Origin of the sequence: Streptomyces panacea (assembly GCF_040560175.1) — a bacterium.
Taxonomy (GTDB): Bacteria; Actinomycetota; Actinomycetes; order Streptomycetales; family Streptomycetaceae; genus Streptomyces; species Streptomyces panacea.
Genome location: NZ_JARJHW010000189.1, coordinates 1 through 13,928 on the forward strand (window position 1 = coordinate 1; position 13,928 = coordinate 13,928).

16 protein-coding genes and 1 pseudogene are annotated in these 13,928 nt (G+C 71.8%); 10 read left to right on the forward strand and 7 right to left on the reverse strand.

The features are described 5' to 3' along the window. Both P3L51_RS30215 and P3L51_RS30220 read right to left on the reverse strand, forming a co-directional pair. A partial coding sequence (locus tag P3L51_RS30215; RefSeq protein WP_354608509.1) for a transglutaminase family protein occupies positions 1-818 on the reverse strand: 818 nt, incomplete at its 3' end. Positions 819-835: 17 nt separating this feature from the next. Next, on the reverse strand, positions 836-1,840 hold the full coding sequence (locus tag P3L51_RS30220; protein ID WP_354608510.1) for a GNAT family N-acetyltransferase: 1,005 nt from the start codon (positions 1,838-1,840) through the stop codon (positions 836-838). A 139-nt stretch (positions 1,841-1,979) separates the two neighbouring features. Between P3L51_RS30220 and fdxA the strand changes: the two genes are divergently transcribed. Further along, a complete protein-coding gene (gene fdxA, locus P3L51_RS30225; protein WP_189111520.1) occupies positions 1,980-2,306 on the forward strand; it encodes a ferredoxin in 327 nt (108 codons plus the stop codon). A gap of 108 nt (positions 2,307-2,414) precedes the next feature. Then, complete coding sequence (locus P3L51_RS30230) at positions 2,415-3,509, forward strand: bifunctional succinyldiaminopimelate transaminase/glutamate-prephenate aminotransferase (RefSeq protein ID WP_354608511.1); 1,095 nt, start codon at positions 2,415-2,417, stop codon at positions 3,507-3,509. A gap of 96 nt (positions 3,510-3,605) precedes the next feature. On the opposite strand, the gene P3L51_RS30235 is transcribed toward P3L51_RS30230, so the two are convergent. Continuing rightward, positions 3,606-4,046: an ATP-binding protein gene (locus tag P3L51_RS30235; RefSeq protein WP_354608512.1), complete on the reverse strand. Its 441-nt coding sequence runs from the start codon at positions 4,044-4,046 to the stop codon at positions 3,606-3,608. Positions 4,047-4,334: 288 nt separating this feature from the next. Beyond that, positions 4,335-5,306 (reverse strand): hypothetical protein, encoded by a 972-nt coding sequence (locus P3L51_RS30240; protein ID WP_354608513.1) that lies wholly within the window; start codon positions 5,304-5,306, stop codon positions 4,335-4,337. Between the two features lie 105 nt (positions 5,307-5,411). Between P3L51_RS30240 and dapE the strand changes: the two genes are divergently transcribed. Then, positions 5,412-6,503, forward strand: coding sequence for a succinyl-diaminopimelate desuccinylase (gene dapE / locus P3L51_RS30245; RefSeq protein WP_354608514.1), 1,092 nt, complete (start codon positions 5,412-5,414; stop codon positions 6,501-6,503). A 123-nt stretch (positions 6,504-6,626) separates the two neighbouring features. After that, positions 6,627-7,376: an LOG family protein gene (locus P3L51_RS30250; protein WP_354608515.1), complete on the forward strand. Its 750-nt coding sequence runs from the start codon at positions 6,627-6,629 to the stop codon at positions 7,374-7,376. A 66-nt stretch (positions 7,377-7,442) separates the two neighbouring features. On the opposite strand, the gene folP is transcribed toward P3L51_RS30250, so the two are convergent. Further along, the gene (folP, locus tag P3L51_RS30255) at positions 7,443-8,315 is read right to left on the reverse strand and encodes a dihydropteroate synthase (RefSeq protein ID WP_354608516.1); all 873 of its coding nucleotides are present in this window, start codon (positions 8,313-8,315) and stop codon (positions 7,443-7,445) included. Positions 8,316-8,425: 110 nt separating this feature from the next. On the opposite strand from folP, the gene P3L51_RS30260 reads away from it, so the two are divergent. Then, a complete protein-coding gene (locus P3L51_RS30260) occupies positions 8,426-8,779 on the forward strand; it encodes a DivIVA domain-containing protein (RefSeq protein ID WP_354608517.1) in 354 nt (117 codons plus the stop codon). Beyond that, positions 8,776-9,372, forward strand: a complete 597-nt coding sequence (locus P3L51_RS30265; protein WP_354608518.1) for a DNA-3-methyladenine glycosylase I — start codon at positions 8,776-8,778, stop codon at positions 9,370-9,372. The genes P3L51_RS30260 and P3L51_RS30265 overlap by 4 nt, the downstream gene beginning before the upstream one ends. A gap of 22 nt (positions 9,373-9,394) precedes the next feature. Here P3L51_RS30265 and chcB read toward each other — a convergent pair whose 3' ends face one another. Then, entirely contained in the window at positions 9,395-10,195 is an 801-nt protein-coding gene (gene chcB / locus P3L51_RS30270) for a 2-cyclohexenylcarbonyl CoA isomerase (protein WP_354608519.1), read from the reverse strand. A gap of 324 nt (positions 10,196-10,519) precedes the next feature. On the opposite strand from chcB, the gene P3L51_RS30275 reads away from it, so the two are divergent. Further along, positions 10,520-10,687, forward strand: a complete 168-nt coding sequence (locus P3L51_RS30275; protein WP_003966491.1) for a DUF3117 domain-containing protein — start codon at positions 10,520-10,522, stop codon at positions 10,685-10,687. A 160-nt stretch (positions 10,688-10,847) separates the two neighbouring features. On the opposite strand, the gene P3L51_RS30280 is transcribed toward P3L51_RS30275, so the two are convergent. Further along, positions 10,848-11,513, reverse strand: a complete 666-nt coding sequence (locus P3L51_RS30280; protein WP_354608521.1) for an O-methyltransferase — start codon at positions 11,511-11,513, stop codon at positions 10,848-10,850. 142 nt (positions 11,514-11,655) lie between these two features. Between P3L51_RS30280 and sigE the strand changes: the two genes are divergently transcribed. The 3 genes and pseudogenes from sigE to P3L51_RS30295 all read left to right on the forward strand — a co-directional run. After that, the gene (gene sigE / locus P3L51_RS30285) at positions 11,656-12,414 is read left to right on the forward strand and encodes an RNA polymerase sigma factor SigE (protein ID WP_354608522.1); all 759 of its coding nucleotides are present in this window, start codon (positions 11,656-11,658) and stop codon (positions 12,412-12,414) included. Continuing rightward, complete coding sequence (locus tag P3L51_RS30290) at positions 12,411-13,289, forward strand: anti-sigma factor family protein (protein WP_354608520.1); 879 nt, start codon at positions 12,411-12,413, stop codon at positions 13,287-13,289. The genes sigE and P3L51_RS30290 overlap by 4 nt, the downstream gene beginning before the upstream one ends. Before the next feature lie 90 nt (positions 13,290-13,379). After that, a pseudogene (locus P3L51_RS30295) lies at positions 13,380-13,928 on the forward strand (protease); the annotation flags it as partial.

The following is a 13,928-nucleotide window of genomic DNA, read 5'->3' on the forward strand; positions in this document are numbered from 1 at the left end:
GCCTTGTGGCGGATCGCTTCGGCCGTTGACGGTTCCACCGCCGACACCACCTCCGCGTACTCGTCCATCTCCGCCGCCCCCGTCAGGAAATCTCCGCGCCGCACCAGCAGTTGGGCGCGCTCGTAGCGCAGGCGGGCCGGGTGGGACGGGAGCAGGAGGCTGAGTTCGACCCCCCACAGTGCGACATCGCCGCGCTCCGGGCGCGTGGACGCCCACGCGCGGATGTTGTTCAGGATGCGGACCACGACGTGGAGCGGTTCCGCCGGGCTCAGCATCGAAGGCGCCAGAGGGGCGCCTGTCGCCCCCATCACCAGCGTCTCGGTGTCCTGGCGCGTCAGGAGCCTGCCGCCCGCGTACGGGTCCACCAGGACCCGCTCGTCGGGCTCCTCCGGCGCCCCGAGGCCGACGACGAAGTGGCCGGGCAGGGCCACCCCGTACACCGGCGCCCCCGCGCGGCGCGCCACCTCGGTCCACAGCACGGACAGCAGGATCGGCAACCCGCGCCTGCGGCGCAGGACTTCGTGCAGCAGCGAGGCCTCCAGGCGCCCGTACTCGCCCGGCGTGCCCCGGAAGCCGAGGCGCGTGCCCAGCAGGTCCGCCAGCGCGGTGGCCCAGGCGCGCGGGCCACTGAGGCCGAAGGGCAGCATCCCGGCCAGCCGGTCGAGCTCGATCTGCGCCGCGTCGAGCCCGGCCTCGTCCAGTCCCGGGTCCGCCTCCGTACCGATGAGGAGGCAGAGCAGCGCGACGTCGGGCCGCTCCGCGCGGGCCTCGGCGGCGAACCGGCTCCGGCGGTCGGGCAGGGGCGATTGAGATTCCATGGCCGGTCCGTCGCTCCTCACGCGGCTCGGAAGTGGTGGTACCGGTGATGCGTGGCGAAGCCCATGCCGTCGTACAGGGCGCCCGCCGCCTCGTTGTCCGACTCGACCTGCAACCACGCGGCGGACGCGCCCTCCTCCAGCGCGCGGGCGGCGAGCGCGCGCATCACCGCGCTCGCCAGTCCCTGCCGCCGTCGCGCGGGATCGACCTCGACGGCCATGAAGCCCGCCCAGCGCCCGTCGACGACACACCGGCCGATCGCGGCCGGCACCTCGTCGTCGCCGGCGACCGACGCGAACCACACGGACGGCCCGCCGCCGAGCACCCGCAGCACGTGCGGACCCGGCTCGCCGAAGCGCTGGTAGCGGCGGAGCCACGCCTCGTCGCAGGCGCGGTCGAGCCGCACGCGCGCGGCCGAGTCGTCGTCCGGCGCCCCGTCCACCAGCGGCGCCAGCGCCCCGACACGCAGTTCGGCCGTGACCTCCCGCAGCCAGCCCCGCGCCTCGAGCTCCGCACAGAGCAGCTCCTGCGTCCCCTCCGCGCCCGTGGCCGTCTGGATGTACGCGGGCAGCCCTCGCCGGTCGTACCAGCGCCGTACGGCCCCCAGCGCCTCGTCCAGGGGCATTCCCGGCTCGCCCAGCGGCAGCACCGAGTTGGCGCGCCGGGTGAATCCGGCGGACGCCCGCAGCTCCCACTCGCCGAGCGCCTCACGCTCCACCGGCTGCCAGGCGCGCGCGGCGACCCGAGCCAGCTCCCTGAAGGAGGTGGCGGGACCCCGGCGCCGGGCGGGCGCGGCCGGGACGACCTTGCCCGCGACGAGCGAGGACTCCGCCATCCGGACGGTCTCCCCCGTGCGTCGTGTGATGAGGACCACATCGCCGTCCCAGGATGTGAGAACACCGACCGTGTCGGTGAACTTCTCCGTGCCTTCGAAGGCGCCGGTCAGACGGCGGACAGATACGCGTTTTCCCACGTCGGCGGGGGTGATCCGGACCTCCAGCCGTCCTCCGGTTGTGAATTCCACAGCTCTGTGCGCCCCTCCTGTGCGGATCGTGCCCGGGAACGGAGATACTAGGTGCGGGCATCGACGACGCCGCGCTCCCGCGCGCCCGTGGACGGAGCCGCAGATGGCCCGCCGCGCCCTATCGAGGAGGAACGACAGCGTGACCTACGTCATCGCGCAGCCTTGTGTGGATCTCAAGGACAAGGCGTGCATCGAAGAGTGCCCGGTCGACTGCATCTACGAGGGCTCACGGTCCTTGTACATCCATCCGGACGAATGCGTCGACTGTGGAGCCTGTGAGCCGGTTTGCCCGGTCGAGGCGATCTTCTACGAGGACGACACTCCGGAGGAGTGGAAGGACTACTACAAGGCGAACGTGGAGTTCTTCGACGAACTCGGTTCCCCCGGTGGCGCGTCCAAGCTCGGTCTGATCGAGCGTGACCACCCCTTCATCGCCGCACTGCCGCCTCAGCCTCAGAACGACTGACAAGCGCGACCCCGGTCCCGTACGGCACTTCGCCGTACGGGACCGAGGTGTTTGCCCGTCGTACCGAAAAGTGAGCGACAAGTGAGCACTGCCGAGAAAGTGAGCACCGTGTCCGCAGTCTCTTCGCGACTTCCGGTCTTCCCCTGGGACAAGCTGGAGCCCTACAAGGCGACAGCGGCCGCCCATCCGGACGCCATCGTGGACCTGTCCGTCGGGACCCCGGTCGATCCGGTCCCCGACCTGATCCAGCGGGCCCTGGTCGCCGCGGCGAACTCGCCCGGCTATCCCACGGTGTGGGGCACGGCCGAGCTGCGCGACGCGCTGACGGGCTGGGTCGAACGGCGGCTCGGCGCGCGCGACGTCGCGCACACCGACGTCCTTCCGGTGGTCGGGTCCAAGGAGCTGGTGGCCTGGCTGCCGACCCAGCTCGGCCTCGGCCCCGGTGACCGGGTCGCCCACCCGCGGCTGGCCTACCCGACGTACGAGGTGGGCGCCCGGTTGTGCGGCGCGGAGCCCGTCTCCTACGACGACCCGACCGAACTCGACCCGGCGGGCCTGAAGCTGCTCTGGCTGAACTCGCCGTCGAACCCGACCGGCCGGGTCCTGGACAAGGCCGAACTGACCCGGATCGTCGCCTGGGCGCGTGAGCACGGTGTGCTGCTCTTCAGCGACGAGTGCTACCTGGAACTCGGCTGGGAGGCCGAGCCCGTCTCCGTACTCCACCCGGACGTCTGCGGCGGCTCGTACGAGGGCGTGGTGGCCGTCCACTCGCTCTCCAAGCGCTCCAACCTGGCCGGCTACCGGGCGGCCTTCCTGGCGGGCGACGCGGCCGTCCTGGGTGAACTGCTCCAGATCCGCAAGCACGGCGGCATGATGATGCCGGCCCCGGTGCAGGCGGCGACCGTCGCGGCGCTGGGCGACGACACCCATGTGGCCCAGCAGCGCGCGCGGTACGCGGCCCGCCGCACCGCCCTGCGCGCGGCCCTGGAGGGCCACGGCTTCCGGATCGAGCACAGCGAGGCGAGCCTGTACCTCTGGGCGACCCGTGACGAGCCGTGCTGGCTGACGGTGGCCCATCTGGCGGAGCTGGGGATCCTGGTGGCGCCGGGGGACTTCTACGGCCCCGCGGGCGACCGTTTCGTACGGGTGGCACTCACGGCGACCGACGAACGCGTGGAGGCCGCCGTCAAGCGGCTCGGCTGACGGGCGGCGGTGTGCCCGTCCGACCACACGAAGGGGCCCGGGGAGTACGAACTCCCCGGGCCCTTCGTGTGAGGCGTCGCTCCGGACCGGCCTCGATCAGCCGAGCGGCAGGGTGTTGACGGGGAGCTTGTCGGTGGGCAGGCCCTTGCCGAGGGAGTCGGTCGGCAGTCCGTTCTCGGTGACGGAGGTGGCCGCGTCGCCGAGGGTCTGACCGGCGCCGCCGGCGGCTTCACCGGCCGCCCGCTGCGCGACGGGGGTCGCCGACTTGGCGACGCCGCCGAGGGTCTCGCCGGCCCCCGGGACGGACGAGGCGACCGTCTGGGCGCCGACCTCGCCCGCGATGCCGGTCGCCTGCCGGGCGCCGCTGTCCAGCGTGTCGCCGAGGGCCGCGCCGTCCAGCTGGGAAACGCCGCCGAGGTCGGCGGTCTGGGGGAGGGCTGCTGCGCTGGCGGAGCCGGCCGCACCGACCACCGGGGCTGCACCCGCCGCGATGAGCAGCGCGGCACGGGCGATCCGACGGGTCAGGGGGAGGGACATGATGCTCCTTTGACGGGAGAGGAAATTGTCGTGTCCAGCGATCGGACGCTGTGACAACCCCTCGAAGGGCACCTGAGGTTGCGGTGTACAAGAGTAAAGAATTGGTAATGCGTCGCATTATCGGCTACGGATAAAAACGGTCAAAGGATCCTCGGCGCGGAGATCTGGCGAACCGTCACTTCGCTTCAAAGGCAAGGGATTTGGCGCCGAACGAGTGAACCGCCCGGTAAGCCCTCACCATGCCGACCGGATATGCCACGACTACTCCGTTCGGGCTACCCCGCCGTGCTACTGCGCGATACGCATTCGAACGTCGTTTCCGCCGGATTTCTCCGCGCCGGATTCGCCGTCACTCTTCCGCCAGCCCTGGTCGGACTTCGCCACGCTCCACACCCGGTCCCCTACGGAGACCTCGGCGATCCGCAGATCGGCGGAGTGCGCCACCGCCCAGTGGGCGAGTTCCCAACCACGGGACCCGTCCGAGGAGTCGACCGGCACCGCGACCTCCGCCGAGCCCTTGGCGCCGGCCTGTCCGCCTGCCGGTCCGCCCGCTCCGCCGCCCTTCGCCGGCGGGTCGGCGGCGTCGGCGACATCCGTGCTCGGCAGCACCTCGGACCCGAAGGCGTGCGTCAGGGCCGCCCGTACCTTCGCCGGATCCCCGACCTCGCCGTCGCTCCCGCCCGTGCAGGTGAGGGTCGCGGCGGCCCTGCCGGTGAGCGCGGCGGACAGCAGCGTGGCGTCCGGCTCGTGCTTCGCGTACGCCTGCGGGAAACCGCTGCGCTGGACCCGCTGCGCCGCCTCCGTAAGAGGAAGCCGCGTGTAGCCGGGCACCTCGGCGAGCTTCGCGTAGAACTGCTCCGCCGAGTACACGGGGTCGAGGATCTGCTCGACCGTGCCCCAGCCCTTCGACGGGCGCTGCTGGAAGAGGCCGACGGAGTCCCGGTCGCCGTGGTCGATGTTGCGCAGCGCCGACTCCTGGAGAGCGGTGGCCAGCGCGATCGTCACGGCGCGCTCGGGCATCCCGCGGGTGGTGCCGACCGCGGAGATCGTGGCGGCGTTCGCCGCCTGCTCCGGGCTCATCTCGTACGTGGGGACGTCACCGTCGGAGGACCCGGCGGCGCGCGCCGTGCAGCGCGGCGGGCCGCTCTCGCCGGGGGCGAACCGCACGGCGAGGTAGCCGGCCAGTGCGAGGAGCACGGTGAGGGCGGCCGTGATGCGCAGGACTCGGCCGCGACGGGGAGGGGAGGCGGTCTCGGACACGCCGCCCACCGTACCGGGCCCACCGGCCGGCGAGGACCGGTCCGCCCGCACCCTGCCGCCACCGGCCGCCACCGGCCGCCACCGGCCACGCCGTAGGGTCTGGCCATGCCCGAAACAAAGCCTGGAACCACGCTGGACCTCACGCTGGACGCCCCGGAGCTCACCGCCCGGCTCGTCGACATCCCGTCCGTCAGCGGCGCCGAGAAGCCCCTCGCCGACGCAGTCGAGGAGGCGCTGCGCGTCCTGCCTCACCTCACCGTCGAGCGCTACGGCAACAACGTCGTGGCGCGTACGGACCTCGGGCGGGCCGAGCGGGTCATCCTGGCCGGGCACATCGACACCGTGCCGATCGCCGACAACGTGCCCTCCAGGCTGGACGCGAACGGCGTCCTGTGGGGCTGCGGCACCACCGACATGAAGTCGGGTGTCGCCGTCCAGCTGCGTATCGCCGCGACCGTCCCGGCTCCCAACCGGGACCTCACGTTCGTCTTCTACGACAACGAGGAGGTCGCCGCCGACCTCAACGGCCTGGGGCACGTGGCAGCCGCCCGCCCCGATCTCCTGGAGGCGGACTTCGCCGTTCTGCTCGAACCCTCCGACGCGCAGGTCGAGGGCGGCTGCCAGGGGACGCTGCGGATCCACCTCCGTACGGAGGGCGAGCGGGCGCACTCGGCGCGCAGCTGGATGGGGTCCAACGCCATCCACGCCGTGGCGCCGATCCTGGCCCGCCTCGCCGCGTACGAACCGCGTCGCCCGGTGATCGACGGACTGGAGTACCGGGAGGGCCTGAACGCCGTGGCGATCGAGGGAGGCGTGGCGAACAACGTCATCCCCGACGCGTGCACCGTGGTGGTCAACTACCGCTACGCGCCGGACCGCGGTGAGGCGGAGGCGGTGGCACACGTGCGTGAGGTGTTCGCCGACTGCGGGATCCGGGAGTTCGTCGTGGACGATCACTCGGGCGCGGCCCTGCCCGGCCTCTCGCACCCCGCCGCGGCCGCGTTCATGGCGGCCGTGGGCGGCACCGCGCAGCCCAAGTTCGGCTGGACGGACGTCTCGCGCTTCGGCGCGCTCGGGGTGCCCGCGGTCAACTACGGCCCGGGGGACGCGCTGCTCGCCCACAAGCGCGACGAGCACGTGGCCGTCGAGCGGATCACACACTGCGAGAACCGGCTGCGGGAGTGGCTGACCTCCTGAAGAGGCGCGGGCGGGGCGGTCGGTAGACCGGGGGAGCCGGACCGACCGCCGGAATTTCGCCGTTTGTCACCTCCATGGATCTACGCTGGCCGGGAACTGGCACAGCAGCGGAGGGAGCAGTCCATGGGCAGTCCTGAGGAAGCACGGAAGCCGGACACGCAGCGTCTCGGGCCGGTGCTGCGTCGCCGGGACCAGGTGCAGGCAGGCACCACCGACCAGCGGCTGCTGGACACCGAGGGCGACTCCGAGTGGGTGCACACCGATCCCTGGCGGGTCATGCGCATCCAGTCGGAGTTCGTGGAGGGCTTCGGCGCACTCGCCGAACTGCCCAGCGCCATCAGCGTCTTCGGCTCGGCCCGTACACCCGTCGACTCCCCGGACTACGAGTCGGGCGTGCGGATCGGCCGGGCGCTGGTCGAGGCCGGATTCGCGGTGATCACCGGCGGTGGCCCCGGCGCGATGGAGGCGGCGAACAAAGGCGCGCGGGAGGCGAAGGGCATCTCCGTCGGGCTCGGCATCGAGCTGCCCTTCGAGCAGGGGCTCAACCCGCACGTCGACATCGGCGTGAACTTCCGGTACTTCTTTGTCCGGAAAACAATGTTTGTGAAATATGCCCAAGGTTTCGTCGTTCTGCCCGGCGGCCTCGGCACGCTGGACGAGCTGTTCGAGGCGCTCACGCTGGTCCAGACGCGCAAGGTGACCCGTTTCCCCATCGTCCTCTTCGGGACGGGGTACTGGTCCGGCCTCATCGACTGGCTGCGGGACACGGTCGTGGCGCAGGGCAAGGCGTCCGAGAAGGACCTGTTGCTGTTCCACGTCACGGACGACGTGGACGAGGCGGTGGCGCTGGTGACCAAGGAGACCGGCAAGTAGCGGCATCGGTGGCTGCCTCCGTACGGAGGCAGCCACCCGGCCGCCGCCTCCTCGGGAGGCCGCGGCTCAGGCCAGTCCCCGGCGGGCCACCGCCGGGGGCCGGTGGCCCGCGATGGACGCCACCATGTCCAGTACCTGCTTCGTCTCGGCCACCTCGTGCACGCGGTAGATCCGCGCGCCGAGCCACGCCGAGACGGCGGTCGTCGCGAGCGTGCCGATCACCCGCTCCTTCACCGGCTTGTCGAGGGTCTCGCCGACGAAGTCCTTGTTGGACAGTGACACGAGCACCGGCCAGCCGGTCTCCGTCATCTCGCCCAGCCTGCGGGTCGCCTCCAGGGAATGCCGGGTGTTCTTCCCGAAGTCGTGCCCCGGATCGATCATGATCCCGTCCCTGCGTACACCCAGTTCCACGGCCCGCTCGGCCAGTCCGAGCGTCACCCTCAGAATGTCCGCGAGCACGTCGTCGTACGCGATCCGGTGCGGCCGGGTCCGGGGCTCGGCCCCGCCCGCGTGCGTGCAGACCAGCCCGGCGCCGTACCGGGCGGCGACCTCGGCGAGCGCCGGATCCACCCCGCCCCAGGCGTCGTTCAGCACATCGGCGCCCGCCTCGCAGACGGCCTCGCCGACATCGTGCCGCCAGGTGTCGACACTGATCACCACGTCCGGGTACCGCCTGCGGACCTCGGCGACGAAACCGACCGTGCGGCGCGCCTCCTCCCGCGCCGTCACCTCGTCGCCGGGCCCCGCCTTCACACCGCCGATGTCGATGATGGCGGCGCCCTCGGACACCGCCTGCTCCACCCGGTCGAGCGCGGGCCGGTCGCGGAAGGTCGCGCCCCGGTCGTAGAAGGAGTCCGGCGTCCGGTTGACGATGGCCATGATCACCGGCTCGTACGCGTCGAACTCCCGCCGCCCCAGCCGCAGAGTGCCGCTGCTCATCCCCTGGTCACCGCCCGTTTCCGCCATCCATGCCGTCGCCAGCGACCTTAACTGTCGGTCCCGCGTGGCACGATCGGCATCGGACGTTTTCCTGCCCCGGGGAGAAGCTCGTGTTCTTGTTCTTGCTCATCGCGATGGTCGTGGTCGTCGCGGCCGTCACTCTCGCGGTGGTCGGCGGCGGCGACCGCGAGGTGCTGCCCGAGTCCGCGCCCGATCAGCTCGTGGACCCGCTGCCCACGACACGCCCGGTGGGCCGGGCCGACATAGAGGCCCTGCGGCTGCCGATCGGCCTACGCGGCTATCGGATGGCGGACGTGGACGAGGTGCTGGCCAGGCTCGGCGCCGAGCTGGCCGAGCGTGACTCCCGCATCGCCGAGCTGGAGTCCGGCCTGGCGGGCGCCCAGGCCGAGGCCGTCGGCCGGCCCGACCTCTTCAAGAACCCCGGCGAGGAGGACCAGCGGTGACCGGCGGCGGAGCGGTGGCGGGACCGGACGGCGAGCTGCGCTGTCCCTGGGGCCTGTCGACCGAGGACTACATCACGTACCACGACGAGGAGTGGGGCCGCCCGGTCCACGGCGACGACGCGCTCTTCGAGAGGCTGTGCCTGGAGGCGTTCCAGTCCGGCCTCTCCTGGATCACGATCCTGCGCCGTCGCGAGGGCTTCCGCCGCGCCTTCGCCGGGTTCCACATCCCGGCTGTCGCCGCCTTCACCGACGCGGACGCCGCCCGGCTGCTGACCGACGAGGGCATCATCCGCAACCGCGCCAAGATCGACGCCACGCTCGCCAACGCGCGCGAGCTGGCCGGCTGGTCCGCCGGCGAGCTGGACGGCCTCATCTGGTCGTACGCGCCGGACCCGGCGACGCGCCCGGTGCCCAGGACGATCGGGGACGTCGCGGCGGTCACCGACGAATCCACCGCGCTGGCGAAGGCGCTCAAGAAGCGCGGCATCCGATTCGTCGGTCCCACGACGGCGTACGCGCTGATGCAGGCGTGCGGCCTGGTCGACGACCACCTGGCCGGGTGCCTGGTCCGCAGGCAGCTCACCGAGGCATGAGCGGGCCCACCCGGCAGCGGCGTCAGCGGCCCACGTAGCGGGGCTTCGCCTTGTCGAGGAAGGCCTGGACCGCGATGCCGTGGTCCTGCGACGCGCCCGCCCGGTTCTGGAGTTCGCCCTCCTTCTCCAGTGACTCGGCCAGTGAGTGGCCGGCGCCGTACGCCAGGGACTCCTTCAGCGCCGCGTACGCCAGCGTGGGGCCCTGCGCGAGGGAGCGGGCGACCGCCGCCGCCTCGGCCGCGAGATCGGCCGCGGGGACCAGCTTGTTGACGATCCCCAGCTCGTGGGCCCGCTCGGCGGTGATCGACCGGGGGAACATCAGCAGGTCGGCCGCCCTGCTCTGCCCTATCAGCCGGGGCAGCGTCCACGACACGCCGGAGTCGGCCGTCAGTGCCACGCCCGCGAACGAGGTGTTGAAGGAGGCGGTGTCGGCGGCGACGCGGTAGTCGCAGGCGAGCGCGAAGCCGAGCCCCGCCCCGGCCGCGACCCCGTTGACCCCGGCGACGACCGGCTTCGGCATCTCCGTCAGGGCCCGCACGATGGGGTTGTAGTGCTCCCGCACGGTGCTCATGGTCCCGCCGCTGCCGTCGGCCGCGTCGGCCGCCAACAGCGAGACATGCTCCTTCAGGTCCTGACCCACGCAGAAGGCCCGCCCGGTGGCGGTGAGGAGTACGGCCCGAACGGCGGAATCGTCCGCGGCGGTGTCCAAAGCGTCTCGCAGGGCGACCTTGGCCGCGATGTTCAGCGCGTTCATGGCCTCGGGCCGATTGATCGTGACGGTCGCGAGCCCGTCGCTCACCTCGTACAGCACCGTGTCGGCCATGATCGGATCTCCTCTGCGACTCTGACTGCCTGTCCGCTGTCCTGTCCGGCCCCAGCATGGCGGAGATCACCGCGGGTCGGCATGTGACCTGCGTCAAACAATCCGGGGCCGCGGAGCCGTGAACAGCCGCGAAGTATCGCAGGCGGATCGCCGAATTGAGTCGTTTTGAGAGAGCGCGTTGCGCAAGCGATGCCGTCCGATGTTGGTCATCGGGTCCCGCCATGCGGGATAATGGCCTGGAAGCAATGTGTTCGATGCCGGTGACACAGCGCCTGTTATGGGGCCGCCGGCTGCGATGAGCTGGTTTCAGGAAGGGGAACGAGCATGGCGGCCATGAAGCCGCGGACGGGCGACGGCCCGCTCGAGGTGACCAAGGAGGGGCGGGGCATCGTCATGCGCGTTCCGCTCGAAGGCGGCGGTCGGCTGGTCGTCGAGCTGACCCCCGACGAGGCGGATGCGCTGGGTGACGCCCTGAAGAAGGTCGTCGGCTGACGCGGACAGAACGCGCACTCTCGTGCTGCCCCGCCACGGACACCTCCGTGGCGGGGCAGCTTTATGCCGTTCCCGTGGCTGGGGTCCCCTGGGGTCCCTGACCGTGCGGCGAGGTGCCATGCCAGGCGTCGCGGGCCGGGCGGGACTCTGAAGACACGGCCTAGCGGCGTACGGCGCAGAGCAGGCCGTCGCCCACCGGCAGCAGCGACGCCAGCAGCTCGTCCTGCATCTCCCGGACCGTGCGCAACAGCTCGCGCAGGCGCAGCACCTCGTGGGGCTGGGCCGCCGAATCGACCGTACGGCCGTCGGCGAAGACACCCTCGAAGCACACCAGCCCCCCTGGTCGCAGCAGGCGCAACGATTCAGCGAGATAGTCCAGGCACTCCAGGCGGTCCCCGTCGCAGAAGACGAGGTCGTACCCGCCGTCGGCCAGCCGGGGAAGTACGTCCAGGGCCCGGCCGGGGATGAAGCGGGCGCGATTGTTGGTGAAGCCGGCCGCGCGGAACGCCTCACGGGCGAACTGCTGCCGCTCCGGCTCCGTGTCGACCGTGGTCAGTACGCCGTCGGGCCGCATCCCGTTCAGGAGATAGATCCCGGAGACCCCGGTACCCGTGCCGATCTCCGCCACCGCCTTGGCGTCCGCCGTGGCGGCAAGCAGACGAAGCGCGGCGCCCGTGCCCGGTGACACCGAGCGGAGCCCCATGTCCCGGGCCCTGTCGCGGGCCCAGCGCAGTGCCTCGTCCTCGGCGACAAAAGCGTCGGCGAACGCCCAGCTTGTCTGCCGGTTGGCGGTAATGACCCTCTCCTGTCCCCGTAGTTGGCGCACCGGTGACTGTATCCGCTGCACGCGGGAACCCGCTGATGGGACCGGGCGTTATGAAGGCGTGGGGGAACACATGGATGAAGACCTGGGACCAGGCGCAAATTCAGGCAAAGATTCTTATCCGGAGCTAACGGGCGAGGTGGCTATGGTAGGTGCTCCGCTGGACACCACCAGAGTCGATAGGGGAGGTGCGGCTGCGCCTGCGGATCGGGGAGGAGCGTTCAAGCGCTTTCTCAGGTCGGCCGGTGAGCCGAAATCCGTGACCAACTTCGCTGACCGTTCTCGCTCGACCGACTCCGCAGTTACGGCGACCTTCGCATCGGATGCGGAATCGCAGGCGTGGACGCCTCCCAGCTGGGAGGAGATCGTCAGCACGCACAGCGCCCGCGTGTACCGTCTGGCCTACCGTCTCACGGGCAACCAGCACGACGCCGAGGATCTGACCCAGGAAGTCTTCGTCCGGGTCTTCAGGTCCCTGTCGACGTACACCCCCGGCACGTTCGAGGGCTGGCTGCACCGCATCACCACCAACCTCTTCCTGGACATGGTCCGCCGCAAGCAGCGGATCCGCTTCGACGCGCTCGGTGACGACGCGGCGGAGCGCCTGCCCAGCCGTGAGCCCTCACCGCAGCAGGTCTTCCACGACACCCACTTCGACGCGGATGTGCAGCAGGCGCTGGACACCCTCGCTCCCGAATTCCGGGCCGCGGTCGTCCTGTGCGACATCGAAGGACTGTCGTACGAGGAAATCGCCGCCACGCTCGGCGTGAAGCTCGGCACGGTGCGCAGCCGGATCCACCGGGGCCGTTCGCACCTGCGCAAGGCCCTCCAGCACCGTTCTCCCGAGGCCCGGGCCGAGCAGCGCACGTTCGCGGGCGTGGCCGGGGAGGGCGGAGTCGCGTGAGTGGGACAGGACCGACCCCCGCGGAGCAGCACCTGGGGGACCGGCTCGCCGCCCTGGTGGACGGGGAGCTCGGTCACGACGCCCGGGAGCGTGTGCTCGCGCACCTCGCGACCTGCGCCAAGTGCAAGGCGGAGGCCGACGCCCAGCGCAGGCTGAAGAACGCGTTCGCGCAGTCGGCGCCCCCGCCGCTGTCCGAAGGCTTTCTCGCCCGGCTCCAGGGACTGCCCGGCGGACCCATCGAGGACGACGAGGACAAGCCCCCCGGTCCGTTCGACGGCACGGCGTTCAGCAACGGTGTCTTCGGCGTCCGTAGCGACGCGTTCGGCTATCGCCCGGCCGGACCCCACGCCGCACCCCTGCGCGGCGGCTCCGCCTCCGGCGCGGGCTTCAGGATCCACGAGGTGGGGCGCACCGAGGCCGAGCGCTCACCGTGGCGCGGCCGGCGGTTCGCCTTCGCCGCCGCGAGCGCGGTCTCCTTCGCCGCGATGGCCCTCGGGGCACTGCCCATGGGTGCCACGGTCGACACCACCGCGCGCGGCGCCGGCGCGGGCATCACGCCGCTGACCAGGGCCACCACCACACCTCCCGGCAACGGGACGCGTGGCAGGCAGGGCGGCGAGCGGGGCGGCATTCTTCCGCAGTCCGTCGACAGCGCGCCGGTGCTCGCTCCCGGCACGATGCGGGCGCCGTTCACCCCTCACCCGTTCCAGTCGGCGGTTCTCAACCACTTGCCCGCGGCGCCCTTGATACGTCCTACGGGCACGGCTTTCCAACTGGCGGCGAGCCCCGGACTGACCACCCCCACGGCCACGCCCGACCCCACCCACCTCGCCGCGCCCACACAGCCCGGCGTGCCGCTTTCGCGGCGTCGGTGACAGGGTCCCTGCGCGGACATTCGTAAACCTGGTTGAATCCCTGCACGGGTGCCCTTGTCGGGGCACGGACGAGGCAGGTGCGGGGAGAGCATGGACGACGGCAAGCCCACCGGACCCAAGGCGAAGTGGTGGAGCCGCCCGGCATCGGGACGCGCGATACCGCAGGGGCCCGACGTACCGGAGCACCGGAACACAGAGGAGACGACGGAACTGTCGCCGGTCACCGATGAAGTCCCCCCGAATCCCGACCGCCCGGCGGTCACCGAACCGGTCGACAGCGTCCCCGAGCGCGTGTCCGAGCCGGACCCGGACCCCGGGGACCACGTCCTCGCCCCGCCCGAGCGCGCTCCCTCAGCGGTGAGCGCGGCAGCGGCATCGGGCGCGGACAGCACAGAAGCGGGTACGGCCACTGCCGCGGCCACAGGTGCCCAGGGCCGGCCGCAGCCGCTGCACGACCCCGACCCCTACAGCACCCCGCCCTACGGCGGCCCGGGGCCCTGGGCGCCCGCGCCACCCGTACAGCGGCCGGTGCCCACCCCGGCGCAGGGCACGCCCATCCCGCCGCAGCACTACACCGGCCAGGCCGCCCCCGGCATGCCTGGGCCCCAGCCGGCATCCGGCTACGGCGTCCCGCCGCAG

Bases quoted from the DNA above. Each gene is read 5' to 3' on its own strand.
- P3L51_RS30235 (WP_354608512.1), bottom strand. From the start codon at position 4,046: ATGTCCCTCCCCCTGACCCGTCGGATCGCCCGTGCCGCGCTGCTCATC.
- dapE (WP_354608514.1), top strand. From the start codon at position 5,412: ATGCCCGAAACAAAGCCTGGAACCACGCTGGACCTCACGCTGGACGCC.
- P3L51_RS30250 (WP_354608515.1), top strand. From the start codon at position 6,627: ATGGGCAGTCCTGAGGAAGCACGGAAGCCGGACACGCAGCGTCTCGGG.
- folP (WP_354608516.1), bottom strand. From the start codon at position 8,315: ATGAGCAGCGGCACTCTGCGGCTGGGGCGGCGGGAGTTCGACGCGTAC.
- chcB (WP_354608519.1), bottom strand. From the start codon at position 10,195: ATGGCCGACACGGTGCTGTACGAGGTGAGCGACGGGCTCGCGACCGTC.
- P3L51_RS30275 (WP_003966491.1), top strand. From the start codon at position 10,520: ATGGCGGCCATGAAGCCGCGGACGGGCGACGGCCCGCTCGAGGTGACC.
- sigE (WP_354608522.1), top strand. From the start codon at position 11,656: ATGGTAGGTGCTCCGCTGGACACCACCAGAGTCGATAGGGGAGGTGCG.